This is a genomic window from Ferriphaselus sp. R-1 (assembly GCF_000746095.1).
GTDB lineage: Bacteria > Pseudomonadota > Gammaproteobacteria > Burkholderiales > Gallionellaceae > Ferriphaselus.
Genome location: NZ_JQKP01000002.1, coordinates 216,295 through 233,113 on the forward strand (window position 1 = coordinate 216,295; position 16,819 = coordinate 233,113).

The window sequence follows — 16,819 nt, forward strand, 5'->3', positions numbered from 1 at the left end:
GTCGAATTAGCCCGCCAGCTTTTGCTTCAGTATCTCGTTCAACTGCGCGGGATTGGCCTTGCCCTTGCTGGCCTTCATGGCCAGCCCGACGAAGAAGCCGAACAGCTTGTCCTTGCCGGAACGGTATTCCGCCACCTTGTCGGCGTTGGCGGCGATGATCTCGTCCACCAGCGCCTCGATCGCGCCGGAATCCGAGACCTGCTTCAACCCCTTAGCCTCGATGATGGCATCCGCCTCGCCGCCCTCCGCCCACAGCGTGCGGAACACTTCCTTCGCGCCGGAGTTGGAGATGGTACCGTCGGCGATGCGCAGCAACATGCCGCCCAGTTGTTGCGCGGTGATCGGGCACTGCGCCATGTCCAGCCCGTCGCGGTTGAGCTGGGCACTGACCTCGCCGATGAGCCAGTTGGCGCATATCTTGGCTTGGGACGGCACGGCACTCAGCGCGGCCTCGAAGAAGTCGGCCATCTCGCGTGAGGAGGTGAGCAGGCTGGCATCGTAAGCCGACAGCCCGAGTTCGTTGACGTAGCGGTGCTGCTTGGCTTGCGGCAGCTCGGGCATGGTGGCACGCACTTCTGCCTTCCACGCCTCGCTGATCTCCAGCGGCAACAGATCGGGATCAGGGAAGTAGCGGTAGTCGTGCGCATCTTCCTTGCTGCGCATGGAGCGCGTCTCGCCGGTGTCCGGGTTGAACAACACGGTGGCCTGCTGCACCTTGCCGCCATTCTCTATCGTGTCGATCTGCCACTGCACCTCGTAGTCGATGGCCTGCTGCATGAACTTGAACGAGTTCAGGTTCTTGATCTCGCGGCGGGTGCCGAACGGTTGCCCCGGCTTGCGCACCGATACGTTCACATCGCAACGGAACGAGCCTTCCTGCATGTTGCCATCACAGATGCCGATCCACTTCACCAGCGTGTGCAGCGCCTTGGCATAAGCGATCGCTTCGGCGGCAGAGCGCATGTCCGGCTCGGACACGATCTCCAGCAGCGGCGTGCCCGCGCGGTTGAGGTCGATGCCGGTCACGCCCTGCGAGCTGCCGTGCACCGATTTTCCCGCATCCTCTTCGAGGTGGGCGCGGGTGATGCGCACCACTTTCTCATACGGCTTTGCGTTCCCCGACAGCGGCTCGACCTGAATGGTCAGCGCACCCTGTCCCACCACCGGCAAGTCCATCTGACTGATCTGGTAGCCCTTGGGCAGGTCGGGGTAAAAGTAATTCTTGCGCGCGAACACCGAACGCGGCGCGATGTGCGCGCCAGTGGCCAAGCCGAACTTGATCGCACGCTCGACCGCGCCACAGTTCAGCACTGGCAACACGCCCGGCAGCGCCAGACTCACTGCATCCGCCTGCGTGTTTGGCTCCGCGCCGAAGGCGGTGGACGCGCCGGAAAATATCTTTGTATTGGTCGAGAGCTGGGTGTGTACTTCCAGCCCGATGACGATTTCCCAAGTCATGTTCAGATTCCTTGCGGCGCGCGGCTGTGCCAGTCGGTCGCCAGTTGATATTGGTGCGCCACATTCAGCATGCGCGCTTCATCGAAGTAGTTGCCGATGATCTGCAAGCCGACCGGCATGGCGTTGTCGCCGAAGCCGCAGGGGATGGACATGCCGGGCAGGCCGGCCAGATTCACCGCGATGGTGTAGATGTCGGACAGATACATCTGCACCGGATCGTCGCCCTTTTCGCCCAGCTTGAAGGCGGTGGAAGGCGAGGTCGGCCCCATGATGACGTCGCACTGCTTGAACGCCTCGACGAAATCCTGGGCGATCAGGCGGCGAATCTTCTGCGCTTGCAGGTAGTAGGCGTCGTAATAGCCGTGGCTCAACACGTAAGTGCCGATCATGATGCGGCGCTTCACTTCCGAGCCGAAGCCCTGCGCGCGGCTCTTTTCGTACATGTCGGCGAGGTCGCTGTATTCCGGGGCTCGGTAGCCGTAGCGCACGCCGTCGAAGCGCGACAGGTTGCTGGAGGCTTCCGCCGGGGCCAGCACGTAGTACACCGGCACGGAGAGTCTGGAGTTGGGCAGGCTGATGTCGACCACGGTCGCGCCCAGCTTTTTGTATTCGGCGATGGCCGCTTCCACGGCTTGCGCCACGTCGCTGCCCATACCTGCCGCAAAGAATTCCTTGGGCAGGCCGATGCGCAGACCGGTCAGAGGCTGGTCCAGATTGCGGGCGTAATCTTCCTTGCCACGCTGCAGGCTGGTCGAGTCACGCTCGTCGTAGCCCGCCATCACATTCATCATCAACGCCAAGTCTTCCGCGCTGCGTCCCATCGGCCCGGCCTGATCCAGGCTGGAGGCAAAGGCGATCATGCCGTAGCGCGAGCACACGCCGTAGGTCGGTTTGAGGCCGGAGATACCGCACAGCGCGGCGGGCTGGCGGATGGAGCCGCCGGTGTCGGTGCCGGTGGCCGCCGCGCACAAGCGCGCGGCGATGGCTGAGGCCGTGCCGCCGGACGAGCCGCCGGGCACACGCGCCACATCCCACGGGTTCTTCACCGCGCCGTAATGCGAAGTCTCGTTCGACGAGCCCATGGCGAACTCGTCCATGTTGGTCTTGCCGAGATTGACCGCACCGGCTGCGTTGAACTGGCTGATGATGTGCGCGTCGTAAGGCGAGACGAAGTTGTGCAGCATCTTCGAGCCGCAGGTGGTCAGCCAGCCCTGAGCGCAGAAGATGTCTTTCTGCCCGAACGGGATGCCGGTCAGCGCTTCGGCGGTACCGGCGGCGATGCGGGCATCGGCGGCACGTGCCTGTGCCAGCGACATCTCCGGGTTGACCGTGACGTAGGCATTCAGCGCCGGGTTGAGTTTGGCGATGCGGTCGAGGTAGAGCTGCGTCAGCTCGACGCTGGAGATCTTTTTGGCGCGCAGCGCGTCGCCGAGTTGCTTCAAACTGGATTCAAACATAACGGCTTACTCGATGACCTGTGGGACAAGGTACAGCCCCGCTTCGACTTGCGGCGCGATGGATTGGAATAACTCCCGCTGATCGGATTCGGTCACAACATCGGCACGCAGGCGCTGCACCACATCCTGCGCATGGGACATCGGGGTGATGCCGGTGGTGTCCACCGCCTGCATCTCGGCGATCAGGTCGAAAATGTTGTTGAGCTGGGCCTGGGCAGAGAGTATCTCCTGCTCGCTCATGGCCAGACGCGCCAGGCGCGCCACTTTTTTTACGTCATCCGTAGTCAGGGACATGATGGGGTAAGGCTTTATAGAAACGAGCGTAATAGGGTATCATAAACGCCTTTTACAGCGCACCCCTCGGTGCAGCTCTCGACTTACAGGATTACGAACATGTTTGGTTTTTTGAACGGCTATTTTTCCAACGATCTGGCGATCGACCTCGGCACAGCAAATACGCTCATTTGGGCGCGCGGCCAAGGCATCGTGCTGGACGAACCCTCGGTCGTGGCGATTCGTCAGGAAGGCGGCCCCAACGGCAAGAAAGTGATCCAGCAGGTCGGCCTCGCCGCCAAGCAGATGCTGGGCCGCACGCCGGGCAACATCACCGCCATCCGCCCGATGAAGGACGGCGTGATCGCCGACTTCACCGTCACCGAGCAGATGCTCAAGCAGTTCATCCGCAAGGTGCACAAATCCAGCATCTTCACCCCCAGCCCGCGCATCGTGATCTGCGTGCCCTGCGGCTCCACTCAAGTGGAACGCCGCGCCATCCGTGAATCGGCCTACGGCGCCGGTGCGCGCCGCGTGGAGTTGATCGAAGAGCCGATGGCGGCGGCGATCGGTGCCGATCTGCCGGTGGAAGACGCGACCGGCTCCATGGTGGTGGACATCGGCGGCGGCACCACCGAGGTCGGCGTGATCTCGCTGGGCGGCGCGGTGTACTCCGGTTCCGTCCGTGTGGGTGGCGACAAGTTCGACGAAGCCATCATCAACTACATCCGCCGCAACTACGGCATGCTGATCGGCGAAACCACCGCTGAAGAGATCAAGAAAAAAATCGGCTCCGCCTTCCCCGGCAGCGAAGTGCGCGAGATGGAAGTCAAGGGCCGCAACCTGGCCGAAGGCGTGCCGCGCAGCTTCACCATCTCCAGCAACGAGATCCTCGAAGCGCTGACCGATCCGCTGAACAGCATCGTCAGCGCGGTGAAGACCGCACTGGAACAGACCCCGCCGGAACTGGGCGCGGACATCGCCAGCAAGGGCATGGTGCTCACCGGCGGCGGCGCGCTGCTACGCGACATCGACCGCCTGCTGATGGAAGAGACCGGCCTGCCGGTGCTGATCGCCGACGATCCGCTGACCTGTGTAGCACGCGGCTCCGGCAAGGCGCTGGATCGCATGGACAAGTTCAGCAGTATCTTCACCACCGACTGATCGCGCTACACGCCGGGGCTGCCCAAGGTAAGTCCCGGCCACTCCGGGACTCCGTATGGACAATGCGCAACCAGTCAGATTCTTCAAGCGCGGCTACCCTCCTCCTGTCCGTTTCGCCTTCTTCGCCCTGCTCTCAATGTTCTTGCTGGTGGTCGATGTGCGTTTCCGCACTCTGGACACCATACGCTATGGCCTGTCGGTGCTGGTACAGCCGGTGCAGCGGGCGCTCTCGCTACCGTTCTCCAGCCTGCACGATGCACGCGAGTACCTCTATACCCAATCCAGCTTGATCCGCCATAGCGAGGAATTGCAACGGCAACTGGACAGTGACAGCGCCCGATTATCGCAACTGCAGGCACTCACCGCCGAGAACCTGCAATTGCGCAAACTGCTGGAGCTGCGCGACCGAGCCGAGTTCCGCTCGCAACTGGCCGAGATCATCTACGCCGAGAAAGACGTGTTCCGTCGCCGGATCTTTCTCGACAAGGGCACTCAGGCAGACATCCGGGCAGGCCAGGTCGTCATGGACACCAACGGCATCGTTGGCCAGATAACCCGCGTCTATCCGCTGATGAGCGAGGTGACGCTGGTGACCGACAAGGATCAGGCCGTACCGGTGGAGGTGCTGCGCAACGGCTTGCGCACCGTGGTGTTCGGCTCCGGTGACATCGATCATTTGACCATACGCTACACCCCGGTCAGCTCGGACATTCAGCAGGGTGACCTGCTGATGACCTCCGGCATCGACGGCATCTACCCACCCGGCTTGCCGGTGGCGCGGGTCATCCGGATCGAACGTGATGCGAGTTACCCCTTTGCCCGCATCCTCTGCGCGCCCATCGCTGAGGTCGACCAGTACCGGCACTTGCTGATACTGACCGGGCAAACCCCGCTACCTGCCGCCCCCGAACCGCTGCCGGATGAACCCGCCCTCGGCAAACGCAAGGTGAAGAAGCCATGAGCGCCGTCCTCCCGCATTACCGTAACCCCGTCCCGCCCATCCTGTTCAGCATGGCTCTGGCCATGTTGCTGACCTGGCTACCCTGGCACGGTTGGGCGCTGGCACTACGCCCGGATTTCATTGCAGTGGTCTTGTTGTATTGGACCACCCATACGCCACACAAGGTCGGCATCAGCACCGCATGGTTCGTGGGTTTGCTCGCCGACGTGGCGGATGCCAGTCTGTTCGGCCAGCACGCACTGGCTTACAGCGCTCTGGCGCTGGGCAGCAGCATCTTCAAGCGTCGCATCCTGATGCTGGATCTGTCGCAGCAGACGATGCAGGTATTTCCCTTGCTGCTGGTCAATTACCTCGTGTTCGCCGCCATCGACTGGGTGGCGCAGGGCCATTTCGCCTGGAGCTATCTGCCGGGATGTGTCACCTCGGCCTTGCTGTGGTTGCCGCTGACCCTGCTGCTGCAAGCGCTCAGCCGTCCGCGCGCGCCCAAGGCGGATTCCCTGTAAGCACCCATGCCGCACCGCATCGAACTCAAGAACCATCAGCAGGAGATCTTCAATTTCCGCCTGCGACTGGCGCTTAGCCTGGGCTTCGTGCTGCTGCTGATGTTCCTGTTGCTCGCGCGCTTCGTCTACCTGCAACTGGTGCGCTACGACTATTTCCACACCATGGCAGAGAAAAACCGTATCTCCATCGTGCCGACCGTGCCGAATCGCGGCCTGATCCTGGATCGCAATGGCGTGGTGCTGGCACATAACTACTCCGCCTACACGTTGGAGATCACGCCCAGCAAGGCAGGCGATCTGGAGACGACCATTAACGGACTGGCCCAGTTCATCGACATCCAGCCCAAGGACCGCAAACGCTTCAAAAAGCTGCTGGCGGAGAGCCGCGATTTCGAGAGTCTGTCCATCCGTAATCGACTCACGGATGAGGAGATCGCCAAGTTCGCCGCCCAGCGCTACCGCTTCCCCGGCGTCGAGATCAAGGCGCGGCTGTTCCGCGAGTATCCCCTGCACGAAGGCACCTCGCACCTGATCGGCTACATTGGACGCATCAACCAGAAGGACAGTGAGCGGCTGGAAGAAGAAGACCTGCTGGCCAATTATCGCGGCTCGGATTACATCGGCAAGGCCGGTCTGGAGGAGAGCTACGAGCACGAATTGCACGGCCAGACCGGCATGGAGCAGGTCGAAGTCGATGCCGGAGGTCGCGGGGTGCGCGTGCTGTCGCATACGCCGCCGCGCTCCGGCAACAATCTGATGCTGAGTCTGGACGCCAAATTGCAGGAAATCGCCGAACAGTCATTTGGCGACTATCGCGGTGCCCTAGTCGCCATCGACCCCCGCAACGGCGAGGTACTCGCCTTCGTCAGCAAGCCGGGCTACGACCCCAACCTGTTCATCGACGGCATCGACCAGCAGAGCTGGGACGAGCTCAACAACTCACCGGATACGCCGCTGAACAACCGCGTGCTGCGCGGGCAATACCCACCGGGCTCCACGCTCAAGCCCTTCATGGCGCTGGCCGGACTGCATTACAACAAACGCTCGCCCAGCTACACCATCAGCGATCCCGGCTACTTCACACTGCCGGGCAGCGGTCACCAGTACCGCGACTGGAAGAAAGACGGGCATGGCAGCGTCGATCTGTTCCGCTCCATCGTCATCTCCTGCGACACGTACTACTACGGTCTGGCCGTCGAGCTGGGCATAGACAACATCCACGACTTCCTGTCGCGCTTCGGCTTCGGCCAGAAGACCGGTGTCGATCTGGATGGCGAGCAGCCGGGGCTGCTGCCCTCGCAGGAGTGGAAGCTGAAGCGCTTCAAGCAAAAGTGGTACGCCGGCGACTCGGTTTCGGCGGGTATCGGCCAGGGTTACGATCTGGTCACGCCGATGCAACTGGCCGCCGCTACCGCCACGCTCGCCAATGGCGGTGTCGGCTATCGTCCGCACCTGGTCCGGGCGATCCAGAGTTCGGAGACCGGCGAGAAGCGCACCATCGCCCCCATCGTGGATGCCAACTTCCCGATCAACCCGGAGCACTTCGAGCTGGTACGACGCGCCATGATAGGCGTCACTCAACCCGGCGGTACCGCCTTCCAGGCGGCGGCGGGTGCTCCATATGCCATCGCGGGCAAGACCGGGACCGCGCAGGTGGTCGGCATCAAGCAAGGGGCGAAATACGATGCCAGCAAGTTGGCTGAGCGGCATCGCGACCACGCCTGGTTCATCGCCTTCGCCCCGGCTGAGGCGCCGACCATCGCTCTGGCCGTGCTGGCCGAGAACGGCGGCCATGGCGGTTCCGCAGCAGCTCCAATCGCCCGCAAAGTGATGGATTACTATCTGTTGGGCAAGGTGCCGCCCCCGCCCGCGCCGAAACAGCCGTTGGGCAACGCAGCCTCCGGCGTACCGGAAGCCGCGCCTGCCACCGAGGAGGTAGAGGAGCATGACTAAGCGCGAATTCTGGCATCGCTTCACCGCCCACCTGGACCCCGTGCTGCTGCTCGCCATCAGCCTGCTGATGCTGACCAGCCTGGTGGTGCTGTACAGCGCGGGCGATGCCAGCTGGCATCGCGTGTTCGCCCAACTGGGTAACATCGTGGTGGCGTTCGCGCTGATGTGGGCGGTCGCCAACATGCCGCTGCATTACCTGATGCGCTCCGCCGTTCCCCTGTATCTGGTGGGCATACTGCTGTTGCTGGGCGTGGCCCTGTTCGGCGAGATCAGTCACGGTGCCCGCCGCTGGCTGAATCTGGGGGTGGCGACCATCCAGCCGTCGGAGCTGATGAAGATCGGCGTGCCGCTGATGATGGCGTGGTACTTCGACAAATACGAAGCCACGCTGACCATGAAGACCTACGCCATCGCCGCCCTGCTGCTGCTGCTGCCGGTCGGCCTGATCGCCAAACAGCCAGACCTCGGCACCGCCATCCTGATTGGTGCCAGCGGCTTCTACGTACTGTTTCTGGCCGGACTTTCCTGGCGCGTCATGGCCGGCATGGTCATCGCCGCCGCCGCCAGCGCACCCTTCCTGTGGGGCATGCTGCACGACTACCAGAAGCACCGCATCATGATGCTGCTCGATCCGACCAAGGATGCGCTGGGCAAGGGCTATCACACCATCCAGGGCATGATCGCGGTAGGCTCCGGCGGGGTGTTCGGCAAGGGCTATCTGAACGGCACTCAGACTCACCTCAACTTCCTGCCGGAGAGCCACACCGACTTCATCTTCGCCGTCTATTCGGAAGAGTTCGGCCTGTTCGGCAACCTGCTGCTGCTCGCCATGTACCTGTTCGTCATCCTGCGCGGCTTCGTCATCACCGCCAATGCCTCGACCTACTTCACCCGCTTGATGGCGGGCAGCGTCACACTGACGTTCTTCACCTATGCCTTCGTCAATATGGGCATGGTCAGCGGCATCCTGCCGGTGGTAGGCGTGCCGCTGCCGCTGGTCAGCTATGGCGGGACCTCCATGCTTACATTGCTATTGGGTTTTGGTATCCTGATGAGCGTGCATACCCATCAAAAACTGGTAAAAACTTGAGGTGAACCCCATGAAGCAATACGGATCGTTGCTCTGCGCGATGCTACTACTCAGCGCCTGTGGCACCACGCCCACGCAACCGGCAGGCGTACGCGATGCGACTGTACCTGTCGTCCCGACACACGCTCCCATCACGGAGCCATCGTCGCCAACCAGCCTTCCCGGTCGTGGCGGTTACTTGGCGGGGGACGGCCCAGGCAACGATATTCCACCCAACCTGGAAAACACTCCGGATGCCGTACCCGTCAACGAGCCGCTGCACCGTTATGCCAACCGCCCTTACGTCGCTCTGGGCAACAACTACACGCCGCTGACTGAGGCCGGGAAGTACAAGACACGCGGCATCGCCTCCTGGTACGGCAAGAAGTTCCACGGCCAGAACACCTCCAGCGGCGAGCCATACGACATGTACAAGATGACTGCGGCCCATCCCACCCTGCCGGTGCCGAGCTATGCGCGCGTCACCAATGTCGGCAATGGTCGCTCGGTAGTGGTGCGCATCAACGATCGCGGCCCGTTCCTGCATGATCGCCTCATCGACCTTTCCTATGCGGCAGCGACCAAGCTGGCCATCATCGGCAACGGTAGCGCGCAGGTGGAGGTGGAGAGTCTGACTGCCGACAGTGATCCCACGCCTGCAGTTCATGCCAGCGGACGTACCTATGCCCTGCAAAACGAAGGGGTGCTCAGTAGCACCCCTCTCCCCGCCCCAGAACCAAGTGCAGCGATCGCCGAAACCTTGCCTGTCGTTTCTGGGGAGGGCGGCGATCATTTTTTGCAACTGGGCGCTTTCCGCAGTCAGGAGAGCGCCGAGAGCTTCCGCGCAAAGATGCAGTCCGAGTTAAGCGCGGGCACCAAAAAGCTGATGCTGTACCCAAAAAACGACGGGCTGGTAAGAGTGCACCTCGGCCCGTATCCAAACGACGCTGCCGCACGTGCCGCCGCTGAAAAGCTGGCGGCTCAGTTAGGCTTCAAGCCCCTGGTGAGCAAGCACTGATGAGTAATCCACGGTCAGCGGGGCGTGGTCGCTGAAGCGCTCAGCCTTGTAGATCGAGGTTGAGCGGGCGGTCTGGGCGATGCCGGGCGTAGCGATCTGGTAATCGATGCGCCAACCCACGTCCTTGGCCCAGGCCTGTCCGCGATTCGACCACCAGGTGTAGGCTTCCAGCTCGGGATGCAACTGGCGGAACACATCGACAAAACCCACCGAGCCCAGCAGCTCGCTCATCCAGGCGCGCTCTTCCGGCAAGAAGCCGGAATTCTTCTTGTTGCCCTTCCAGTTCTTCAGGTCTTTCTCGGTGTGGGCGATGTTCCAGTCACCGCAGACGATGACCTCACGCCCGCTGTTTTTTAGCCGCACCATGTGTGGCATGAAGGCATCGAGAAACTTGAACTTCACCGCTTGTCGCTCTTCGCCACTGGAGCCGGACGGCAGATACAGCGACACCACGCTGAGGTTGCCGAACTGCACTTCCAGATAGCGCCCCTCACAGTCGAACTCCGGGATGCCCAGACCCTCGATCACCGCATCCGGCACTTGCCGGGTGTAGATGCCGACACCGCTGTAGCCCTTCTTTTCGGCGTAGTGGTGAAAGCCGTGATAGCCCGCCGGGGCGAGCATGTCCGGAGTCATGTCAGCCGCTTGCGCCTTGAGCTCCTGCAAACAAACGAGGTCGGCATTCTGTTGCTCCAGCCAGGGCAGGAAGCCCTTGTTGAACGCGGAGCGGATGCCGTTGAGATTGGCGGTAATGATGCGCATGAGGTACTCCAAATGGAAGGCTGCCATTATAATGGCCTCCCCATCGTTCGCCGAGCCAACCATGTCCCAGTTTCGCCAGGATTTCATCCGCTTCGCCATCAGCCAGAACGTGTTGCGTTTCGGTGAGTTCCAGACCAAGGCAGGGCGACTTTCACCCTACTTCTTCAATTCCGGTCTGTTTCAGGACGGTAGCGCCTTGCGCGAGCTCTCGCAGTTCTACGCGCAGGCCATTCTGGCCTCCGGTGTCGAGTTCGACATGCTGTTCGGCCCGGCCTACAAGGGCATCCCGCTGGCGGCAGGCACGGCCATCGCGCTGGCGGAACAAGGCCGCAACGTGCCTTACTGCTTCAATCGCAAGGAGGCCAAGGATCACGGCGAAGGTGGCACCACGGTAGGCGCCAAGTTGCAGGGCCGGGTGCTCATCATTGACGACGTGATCTCTGCCGGCACTTCGGTGCGAGAATCCATCGACCTGATCCGTGCCGCCGGGGCGACCCCTTGCGCCGTGGTCATCGCACTGGACCGCATGGAGCGTGGCCAGGGCGAATTGTCCGCCGTACAGGAAGTTCAGCGCAGCTACGGCATCCCGGTGATCTCGATCGCTGCACTCGGCGATTTGCTCGGCTACTTGCAGGGTCAACCCGAGCTGCAGCAGAACCTGCATGCGGTACAAGCCTACCGCGACCGCTACGGAGTAGAAAATGACTAGCATCCGCCTGATCCCGGCTCTTGTTCTTGGCCTGCTCTTTACCTCGGCGATCGAGGCAAGGACTTTCAAATGGAAGGATGAGAAAGGACGCACCCATTATGGCGAAACCATCCCGCCCGAATACGCGAACCGCAGCAGCGTAGAGCTGGACGAGAAGGGGCGCGTGATCAAGTCGCAGGAGGTGTTGACGGCGGAGGAGCGGCAGGCGCGTGAGGCCGAAAGCGCCAGGAAACGCAGCGCAGATGCCGCTGCACTGGATCAGCGCCGCCATGACCGCATGCTGATCCAGAGCTATAGCAGCGAAGCCGAGATCGATGCCGCCCGCGAACGCAGCCTGAAGCAGGCCGAACTGTCACTCAAGGACACGCAGGATCGCCTCAAGGAGGCCCGCCAGAAACTGGACACCCGGTCCGCTCACGTAGCCCCTGGCCGATCACCTGCCCCGGAGCGTGTGGCCGATGAGACGCTGGTCGCCCAACTGGAACAGGAGCTTGCGCATCGCCAAGCCGAGATCGCCGCCATCAAGGAGCGCGCCGAGTCAGACAAATTGCGTTACCGCGAGTTGACCGGGAAAAAACCATGAGCCTGCTAGTGAACATCGTTATCGCCGACGAGGAAGACATCGAACTCATCGGCGAATCGCAGCATCCGGTGGAGGAGTGGAGCGGCATTCAGGCGCGCGACATCGACACCGGCAAGATCGCCACCCTGCATTGCCTGCTCACCGGCGACAGTTTCGAGGAGGCGCTTGCTTCCTATGAGCCCGACTATGTGGCGGGCGAGGACGGTGCCATCGTCATCCGCATCCCCGATGAGCTGGTCGAGAGACTGGCGTATCTGGACGAGGATGCGCTGGACAGCGTGGGGGTCGAGCTGGCCGCCACGGAAGAGTTCGAGCTGGCCGGTTGGCCGGCAGCGGAGGTGGCGACGCTGGTCGAAGAGCTTGCCGCGCTGGCCCAACAAGCCGATAGCAACGGCGAGGCGATGTTCGTCTGGATGCACCGGCTATTGACGTAAGCAAGCAGGTGCGTCGCCGCTAATCTTCCGCGCCATCCAGCTCCAGGCCCAACTCCTGCACTTTCCGGGTCAAGGTGTTCCTGCCCATGCCGAGCAGAACGGCGGCTTCGATCCGTCGACCGCCGGTATGGTGCAATGCGCCGGTGATCAGGATGCTCTCGAACCTGCGCCCCAAAGTATCCAGCAGGTTCTGGTCACCACGCACCAGCGCCCGGGCCACCTCTTGAGCCAATGAGGCTCCCCAATCGGCATCGGCGACCAGCTCAGGGTCCCTGACGCTCTCTCGCCACTCGGGCGGCAGATCGGCGACCTCGACCTGCTGTGACGGGGTCATCACCGTGATCCAATGACACAGGTTCTCAAGCTGGCGGACGTTACCCGGGATCTCTTGCGCCATGAGATGCTGAAGCGCAGCATCACTCAGGTGCTTCTGTTCCACGCCCAGTTCACGCGCGCTCTTTTGCAGGAAATACTTGGCCAGCAGCGGGATATCCTCCCGACGCTCACGCAACGGCGGCAGACGCAAACGAATGACGTTGAGGCGGTGGAACAGGTCTTCGCGGAACAAGCCCTGCTTCACCCGCTCATCCAGATTTTGGTGCGTGGCCGCGATGATGCGCACATTGGCCTTGATCGGCTGATGACCACCGACGCGGTAATAGTTGCCGTCGGACAGCACGCGCAACAAGCGGGTCTGCAGCTCGGCGGGCATGTCGCCGATCTCATCCAGGAACAACGTGCCGCCAGCCGCTTCTTCAAAGCGCCCATGACGAGTCGCGGTCGCGCCGGTGAATGCGCCTCGCTCATGGCCGAACAGTTCGGACTCCAGCAGATCCTTGGGTATCGCCGCCGTGTTGAGCGCGATAAATGGCTTGTTGGCACGCGGGCTGTGCCGATGCAAGGCGCGCGCGACCAGCTCTTTGCCGGTACCTGACTCTCCATTGATAAGAACCGTCGCATGGGTTTGCGACAGCCGACCTATGGCGCGGAAAACCTCCTGCATGGCGGGGGCTTGTCCCAACATGTCCGGAGCGACCGGCGTTTCATCGATGGCCGCCTCGCCGCGCTGACTTTGCTCCATCGCCCGGCGGATCAGCTCGACGGCATGATTGATATCGAACGGTTTGGGTAGATATTCGAACGCCCCACCCTGAAATGCGGAGACGGCACTTTCCAGATCGGAGTAGGCCGTCATGATGATGACTGGCAACTGGGGAAACTGATCACGCAAGACTTGCAGCAACTCCAGACCCGAGCGTCCCGGCATCCGGATGTCGCTGACCACGACCTGGGGAACCCCGCCCGACAGGGCTTGCAGCGCCTCGTTCGCCGAGACGAAACTGCGAAATTCGATACCTTCACGGGCCAGGGCTTTCTCCAACACCCAGCGGATGGAACGATCATCATCAATGATCCAAACGGGTTTCATGCGCTTTCCTCAATCATGTTGCAGGGGCAAAAGTACGGTAAAACAGGTGCGTCCAGGCTCACTTTCCACCTCGATACAGCCTTGATGCTGGCTGACGAAATCCTGCGCCAAAGTAAGGCCCAAGCCGTGGCCATCGGCGCGACCGGATACTAGCGGATAAAATATCTTGTCACGCAACTCCATCGGAATACCCGGACCATCATCAACGATCTGCACCAGCACGGCCAGACGATGACGTTTGCGCATCAAAGTCACTTGGCGCGCGATGCGGGTACGCAACACGATACTGCCCTGCCCTTGCATGGCCTGGGCCGCATTACGCACTATGTTGAGCACAACCTGGATGAGCTGCTCCTTGTCGCCCCGCAGTTCCGGCAAGCTGGTATCGTAGTCCCTCCGTATCGCCAGTCCCTCGGGGAATTCGGCAAGAACCACGCTGCGCACCCGCTCCAATACCTCATGGATGTTCAGTGCACTGAAATGGGGTACGGCCTGCGGTGTCAGCAACTTCTCCAGCAAAGAGCGCAGACGGTCCGCCTCCTGAATGATGACCTGGGTGTATTCCCGCAAACCCGGCTTATCCAGCTCCTGCTCCAGCAACTGGGCTGCGCCCCGGATACCTCCGAGCGGGTTCTTGATCTCGTGAGCCAGATTGCGCAGCAACAGGCGATTGGCCTGGGTCTGATCCAGCATCTGCTCTTCGCGAGCCAAGCGCAGCGGACGATCTATGGGATGAAACTCCAGCAGGAGCTTGTAGTCCGGCTCATGCAACAAGGGTGTCACCACCGCCCGCAATTGCATCTTCGCGTGATTGGGCGCTCCGAGCGTCAGTTCGTGCTCGATGAAGCTGGCATTGCTGCTTACGGCATGCTGTATGGCAACGGCAAGTTGCTCAGTCTGAGTGAACGCGGCCTGAATCGGAGATCCCAGCAACTGCTTGCGGCTGACATCGAAGAGATTCTCGGCTGCCGGATTGAGATAAGCGACGCGGGCCTGCCCATCCAGCAGCAAGATGGCGGTTGCGAGTTGCTCAAATGTGGGTATATGGCGATTCGACATGTCTTAATACCAAGCAGGAAGCATGCCACTCATGGTCATCTAAGATGGGCCAACTCTTTGTCGAGCGCTTCGATGTTCTTTTCATGCAAAGTGACATCGGCCCGTCCGCCCGGCGAGGCAGGGAGCTTGGCTCGGGCTTCGTTCAATAGCCCCAACTCCGCGAGTCTTTCCTGTTCCAATATCTTGCGCCGGGTGTCATCGCGCCCTCGCTGGGTCTGGCCATCGATTTTGGGAAAGTCACTCGGGGCAGCAGGCCGGGCTGAGCCCGTGGTTCGTTGCACTCCCCCCAGATTGAGGCGCTTGGCTCCCTTCACAGGCGCGCTGGAGTATGTGACACGACCTTCAGCATCCACCGACTTGTAGATATCAGCCATAGCCGGCAGACTCAACAGCAACCCCAGGCTCAAGCAGATTAATTTCATCGCGCTATCCGAAATCCGAAAATGGCTGTTGAAAGTATAACAGGCCAAAAAACAGAAACGGGGCCGAAGCCCCGTTCCAACTGTGCCTGAGTATAGCTTACAGGCTGTAGTACATATCGAATTCCACCGGGTGGGTGGTCATGCGCATGCGGGTCACTTCGCCCATCTTCAGCTCGATGTAGGCATCGATGAAGTCGTTCGAGAACACGCCGCCACGGGTCAGGAATTCGCGATCCTTGTCCAGGGAAGCCAGCGCTTCGTCCAGCGAAGTACACACGGTCGGGATCAGTGCGTCTTCTTCCGGCGGCAGGTCGTACAGGTTCTTGTCTGCCGGGTCACCAGGATGGATCTTGTTCTGGATACCGTCCAGACCCGCCATCATCAGCGCGGCGAAGCACAGGTAGGGGTTGGCCGACGGATCTGGGAAGCGGGTCTCAATGCGGCGCGCCTTGTCGCTGGCAACGTGCGGAATGCGGATGGAAGCGGAACGGTTCTTTGCAGAGTAAGCCAGCTTGGTCGGCGCTTCGTAGTGCGGAACCAGACGCTTGTAAGAGTTGGTGCCGGGGTTGCAGATCGCGTTCAGCGCCTTGGCGTGCTTGATGATACCGCCGATGTAGTACAGCGCAGTCTCGGACAGACCGGCGTAACCATTGCCCGCGAAGGTGTTCTTGCCGTCTTTCCAGATCGACTGGTGCACGTGCATGCCGGAACCGTTGTCGCCAACGATGGGCTTGGGCATGAAAGTGGCCGTCTTGCCGTACTGGTGAGCGACGTTGAAAATCACGTACTTCTGAGCCTGGGTCTGGTCAGCGCGACGCACCAGAGTGTTGAACTTGGTGCCCAGTTCGCACTGGCCAGCAGTCGCCACTTCGTGGTGATGCACTTCCACTTCAATGCCGATATCTTCCAGCGCCAGACACATGGCGGCACGGATGTCGTTCAGGCTGTCAACGGGAGGAACCGGGAAATAGCCGCCCTTAACAGCAGGACGGTGACCGGTGTTGCCGTGCTCGTACTTCTCGCCGGTGGACCAAGCGGCCTCTTCGGAGTCGATCTTGCAGAAACAGCCGGACATGTCCGCACCCCAGCGCACGGAGTCGAAAATGAAGAACTCGGGTTCCGGACCGAAGTAGGCGGTATCGCCAATGCCGGTCGACTTCAGGTAGGCTTCAGCGCGCTTGGCGATGGAGCGTGGATCGCGGTCGTAGCCCTTGCCGTCGGACGGCTCGATCACGTCGCAGGTCAGCACCAGAGTGGTCTCGTCCATGAACGGATCGATGTAAGCAGAGTTCGGGTCCGGCAGCAGCAGCATGTCGGAAGCCTGGATGCCCTTCCAGCCAGCGATGGAGGAGCCATCAAAGGCATGGCCATCTTCGAACTTGTCGGCACCGAAATACTTGGCGGGCACGCCCACGTGCTGCTCCTTGCCACGGGTGTCGGTAAAACGCAGGTCAACGAACTTGACCTCATTATCTTTGAGTAACTGCATCACATCTGCTGCGGACTTGGACATCACTTCCTCCCAAATAAAAACATCGAACAAAAATAACTGCGCCACATCTAGC

General features: G+C 61.3%; 17 protein-coding genes. 9 read left to right on the top strand and 8 right to left on the bottom strand.

All coding sequences use genetic code 11. The annotated features are described in order from the left end of the window. Window positions 1-6: 6 nt before the first annotated feature. The 3 genes from gatB to gatC are packed head-to-tail and all read right to left on the bottom strand — an operon-like array spanning window position 7 to window position 3,209. Window positions 7-1,458, bottom strand: coding sequence for an Asp-tRNA(Asn)/Glu-tRNA(Gln) amidotransferase subunit GatB (gene gatB, locus DM08_RS03445; protein ID WP_035383223.1), 1,452 nt, complete (start codon window positions 1,456-1,458; stop codon window positions 7-9). Window positions 1,459-1,460: 2 nt separating this feature from the next. Then, complete coding sequence (gatA, locus tag DM08_RS03450) at window positions 1,461-2,915, bottom strand: Asp-tRNA(Asn)/Glu-tRNA(Gln) amidotransferase subunit GatA (RefSeq protein ID WP_035383224.1); 1,455 nt, start codon at window positions 2,913-2,915, stop codon at window positions 1,461-1,463. Between the two features lie 6 nt (window positions 2,916-2,921). After that, window positions 2,922-3,209 carry an Asp-tRNA(Asn)/Glu-tRNA(Gln) amidotransferase subunit GatC gene (gatC, locus tag DM08_RS03455; protein ID WP_035383225.1) on the bottom strand — a complete coding sequence of 96 codons (288 nt, stop codon included), beginning with the start codon at window positions 3,207-3,209 and terminating at the stop codon, window positions 2,922-2,924. Window positions 3,210-3,308: 99 nt separating this feature from the next. Here gatC and DM08_RS03460 point away from each other — a divergent pair, with 99 nt between their 5' ends. Genes DM08_RS03460 through DM08_RS03485 form a run of 6 tightly spaced genes read left to right on the top strand, consistent with a single transcriptional unit; the run spans window position 3,309 to window position 9,856 of the window. Further along, window positions 3,309-4,352 (top strand): rod shape-determining protein, encoded by a 1,044-nt coding sequence (locus DM08_RS03460; protein WP_035383226.1) that lies wholly within the window; start codon window positions 3,309-3,311, stop codon window positions 4,350-4,352. Between the two features lie 55 nt (window positions 4,353-4,407). Then, the gene (gene mreC / locus DM08_RS03465; protein WP_035383227.1) at window positions 4,408-5,313 is read left to right on the top strand and encodes a rod shape-determining protein MreC; all 906 of its coding nucleotides are present in this window, start codon (window positions 4,408-4,410) and stop codon (window positions 5,311-5,313) included. Beyond that, a complete protein-coding gene (gene mreD, locus DM08_RS03470; protein WP_035383228.1) occupies window positions 5,310-5,816 on the top strand; it encodes a rod shape-determining protein MreD in 507 nt (168 codons plus the stop codon). The genes mreC and mreD overlap by 4 nt, the downstream gene beginning before the upstream one ends. A gap of 6 nt (window positions 5,817-5,822) precedes the next feature. After that, window positions 5,823-7,769, top strand: coding sequence for a penicillin-binding protein 2 (gene mrdA, locus DM08_RS03475; RefSeq protein WP_035383229.1), 1,947 nt, complete (start codon window positions 5,823-5,825; stop codon window positions 7,767-7,769). After that, window positions 7,762-8,859, top strand: coding sequence for a rod shape-determining protein RodA (gene rodA, locus DM08_RS03480; protein ID WP_035383230.1), 1,098 nt, complete (start codon window positions 7,762-7,764; stop codon window positions 8,857-8,859). Before mrdA ends, rodA begins: the two co-directional genes overlap by 8 nt. A gap of 10 nt (window positions 8,860-8,869) precedes the next feature. Then, the gene (locus DM08_RS03485; RefSeq protein ID WP_035383231.1) at window positions 8,870-9,856 is read left to right on the top strand and encodes a septal ring lytic transglycosylase RlpA family protein; all 987 of its coding nucleotides are present in this window, start codon (window positions 8,870-8,872) and stop codon (window positions 9,854-9,856) included. Here DM08_RS03485 and DM08_RS03490 read toward each other — a convergent pair. Next, window positions 9,824-10,618 (bottom strand): exodeoxyribonuclease III, encoded by a 795-nt coding sequence (locus DM08_RS03490; protein ID WP_081908762.1) that lies wholly within the window; start codon window positions 10,616-10,618, stop codon window positions 9,824-9,826. The genes DM08_RS03485 and DM08_RS03490 overlap by 33 nt on opposite strands. 61 nt (window positions 10,619-10,679) lie before the next feature. On the opposite strand from DM08_RS03490, the gene pyrE reads away from it, so the two are divergent. Genes pyrE through DM08_RS03505 form a run of 3 tightly spaced genes read left to right on the top strand, consistent with a single transcriptional unit; the run spans window position 10,680 to window position 12,344 of the window. Then, entirely contained in the window at window positions 10,680-11,327 is a 648-nt protein-coding gene (gene pyrE, locus DM08_RS03495; protein WP_035383414.1) for an orotate phosphoribosyltransferase, read from the top strand. Next, complete coding sequence (locus DM08_RS03500; protein ID WP_035383233.1) at window positions 11,320-11,910, top strand: DUF4124 domain-containing protein; 591 nt, start codon at window positions 11,320-11,322, stop codon at window positions 11,908-11,910. Before pyrE ends, DM08_RS03500 begins: the two co-directional genes overlap by 8 nt. After that, window positions 11,907-12,344, top strand: a complete 438-nt coding sequence (locus tag DM08_RS03505; protein WP_035383234.1) for a hypothetical protein — start codon at window positions 11,907-11,909, stop codon at window positions 12,342-12,344. Before DM08_RS03500 ends, DM08_RS03505 begins: the two co-directional genes overlap by 4 nt. Before the next feature lie 19 nt (window positions 12,345-12,363). Here the strand turns inward: DM08_RS03505 and ntrC are convergent, their stop codons facing one another. The 4 genes from ntrC to glnA form a co-directional block, all read right to left on the bottom strand. Next, a complete protein-coding gene (gene ntrC / locus DM08_RS03510; RefSeq protein WP_035383235.1) occupies window positions 12,364-13,773 on the bottom strand; it encodes a nitrogen regulation protein NR(I) in 1,410 nt (469 codons plus the stop codon). 9 nt (window positions 13,774-13,782) lie between these two features. Then, complete coding sequence (glnL, locus tag DM08_RS03515; protein ID WP_035383236.1) at window positions 13,783-14,832, bottom strand: nitrogen regulation protein NR(II); 1,050 nt, start codon at window positions 14,830-14,832, stop codon at window positions 13,783-13,785. A 35-nt stretch (window positions 14,833-14,867) separates the two neighbouring features. Beyond that, complete coding sequence (locus tag DM08_RS03520; RefSeq protein ID WP_035383237.1) at window positions 14,868-15,254, bottom strand: DUF4124 domain-containing protein; 387 nt, start codon at window positions 15,252-15,254, stop codon at window positions 14,868-14,870. A gap of 97 nt (window positions 15,255-15,351) precedes the next feature. Next, window positions 15,352-16,767 (bottom strand): type I glutamate--ammonia ligase, encoded by a 1,416-nt coding sequence (glnA, locus tag DM08_RS03525; RefSeq protein ID WP_035383238.1) that lies wholly within the window; start codon window positions 16,765-16,767, stop codon window positions 15,352-15,354. Window positions 16,768-16,819 lie beyond the last annotated feature (52 nt).